The organism is Nocardia sp. NPDC049220 (genome assembly GCF_040647855.1).
Lineage (GTDB): Bacteria > Actinomycetota > Actinomycetes > Mycobacteriales > Mycobacteriaceae > Nocardia.
The window spans coordinates 1-2,684 of the sequence record NZ_JBEZDA010000052.1; the positions used below are offsets into that span (position 1 = coordinate 1).

Genomic DNA, 2,684 nt, shown 5'->3' on the forward strand with positions numbered 1-2,684 from the left:
GAATCCCTGGGTGGGTTGGTGGAGCGCTCGATCACCTCCGATCGTTTGATCGGCGAGCTCGATCGTATCGCGGCCGGTCGGGGTCATCCCGCGGTGCTGCGCTGTGACAACGGGCTGGAAATGGCGTGTTCGGCGATGGCGGACTGGGCGCGCGAACGTGTCGGGTTGGCGTTCATCCCGCCTGGTCAACCCTGGTGCAACGGCTATATCGAGTCGTTCAACGGACGGCTTCGCGACGAATGCCTCAACATCAACAGTTTCTGGTCACTGACCCAGGCTCGCGTCGTGATCACCGATTGGAAAACCGACTACAACCAGCGGCGACGACATTCAGGACTGGGATACCGCACCCCAGCCGGATACGCTGCCGTCTGCACACATCAATGACCGGCTCTCACAGTTCGTGGACCGATCACCAGGGTCCCGTCACAACCCTGGGTGTCCGCGACCACCTATCCAGTTACCAGTCGTCTTCAGTTGGCTGGGCGTGAGGAGGATTTGAGGATCGAGGATATGACCGCGCATATTTGCGCTATCGCCTTGGGGTTGTTCATGTCGGAGTGCGTGGCCTCTATTTCATGTTCGGTGATGTTGCGGTTGATCGATTTTGTCCATAGTGGCGCTAGTGACCCGCTAGGTGTGGATGCAATTCGAGTCTCGGTAGCGCGAAATATTATGGCGTCTCCGTCGAATATTGGCGATTGATATTTCGCTTGCAATTCTATGTTATTTGTCAACACGGGCAAGATCGAACTGAGCACCTTCTCGAATATGATTCCATCTATATGGACTCCGAACCTTCGTTCCATCTCGGTAATTATTGATTCCCGCAGTTCTTCCGCCTGTTGTTCAAGATTGGTGTCACTTCTGTTTTCAGGCGTCGCGGGCAAGGAGTCCATGATTGCCAGCAGTGAAACGTCGAGTCCGCGGGTTTGCAATTCTACTGCGATCGCGTGTGCGACGACGCCTCCAAATGACCATCCAAGGAGGGCGTAGGGACCTGTTGGTTGAGTCGTGAGGATCTGTGCAACGTAGTCTTGGACCATATCCTCGATTGATCCCGCCAAGGGTTCTCGGCCTTCCAGCCCGCGGGCCTGAACTCCGTAGATCGGGCGGTCGGTGATGTGCTCACTGATGCTCCAGTAGCACCAGCTTATTCCCTGTCCTGGATGGATACACCATAAAGGTGTGTCGTCGCCTTCACTGCGAATCGGTAGCGGCGTGGTGAACGAATCAGCGAATGAATCCGAGCGCTCAAATACATCGCGGAGATAGGTGGCCAATCCGGTTACGGTCGGGTGGGCGAACACTGCTTGGATGGGTAGTTCCACTCCCACTATCGACCGGACCCTCCCGATCAACCGTATCGCCAGCAGCGAGTGCCCGCTCAGATCGAAGAACGAATCATCGATCCCCACCCGATCGATACCCAACACCTGCGCGAACACCTCCGCCAGGACCCGTTCCTCACCGGTACGAGGCTCGCGGTGAACACCGCTACCAGTGAACACCGGCTCGGGTAACGCGGCGCGATCGAGTTTCCCGTTCGCCGTCAACGGCAACCCGTCCACCACCACGACCACCGCCGGAACCAGGAACTCCGGCAACCGAGCCGCGAGGAAACCCCGCACCTCCACCGGATCCAACACCCCCACCGAACCCAACACCCCCACCGGAAACAACCCACCACCCTCGCTGCCCTCGCTGCCCTCGGTGACCGTGTGGGGTACGGCGTAACCGATCAATTGTTTGTCCCCGGTAGGAAGTTCACGAGCGATGACCGCCGCCCGAGCAACACCGGGATGCGCAATCAACACCGCCTCGATCTCACCCGGCTCGACCCGGAACCCGCGGATCTTGACCTGATCATCGACCCGACCACAGAACTCGAGTTCCCCAACAGAGTTCCACCGCACCAGATCCCCCGACCGATACATCCGCTCACCCGACCCCGAGAACGGATCGGCCACGAACCGACCCGCGGTCAACCCCACCCGATCCCGATACCCCCGAGCCAACCCCGCACCCGCGATATACAACTCACCAGCCACCCCCACCGGCACCGGACGCAACCACGAATCCAACACCCACACCCGCGCATTCGCGATCGGACGACCGATCGGACTGGCGGCGCTTCGAGCGGTATCCGCGTTGAGTGCGATCCGAGTCACATGCACCGTGGTTTCCGTGATCCCGTACATGTTCACCAGTTGCGGGGAGTAGCTACGGTCATGATCAACGGCGAACCAGTCGAGCAGTCGCTGCGGGGTCAACATCTCTCCACCGAACACGATCGTTCGTAACGCCAGCGTCGCACGCAGTTCGGTCGGACACTCCAGTTCGAACTGCGCCAGCTGATAGAACGCGGAAGGAGTTTGGTTCAAAACCGTCACACCATGGGCAGCCATCAGCTTCCACAACTCGCGTGGCGACCGACTCACTTCCCGGGGTGCAACTACCACCGAGCCGCCGTGTAACAATCCGCCCCACAACTCCCATACCGAGAAATCGAACGCCGGTGAATGCGCCCATACCCACACATCAGATGGACCGAAGCCGAACTGTTGCACCGTCGCCGCGAACAAACCCACGACGTTGTGGTGGGTGACGGCGACGGGTTTGGGTGTTCCGGTGGAGCCGGAGGTGTAGATGATGTAGGCGAGGTTGGATGGTCGGAGTGTTGG

Annotated in this window: 2 protein-coding genes; one reads left to right on the forward strand and one right to left on the reverse strand. The window is 59.3% G+C overall.

Annotation, left to right across the window (positions count from 1 at the left end; all coding sequences use genetic code 11):
- Positions 1 to 387 (forward strand): integrase core domain-containing protein (locus AB0C34_RS31480; RefSeq protein ID WP_357081078.1); only part of this gene is annotated, 387 nt, incomplete at its 5' end.
- Between the two features lie 86 nt (positions 388 to 473).
- On the opposite strand, the gene AB0C34_RS31485 is transcribed toward AB0C34_RS31480, so the two are convergent.
- Positions 474 to 2,684 (reverse strand): amino acid adenylation domain-containing protein (locus AB0C34_RS31485; protein ID WP_357081081.1); only part of this gene is annotated, 2,211 nt, incomplete at its 5' end.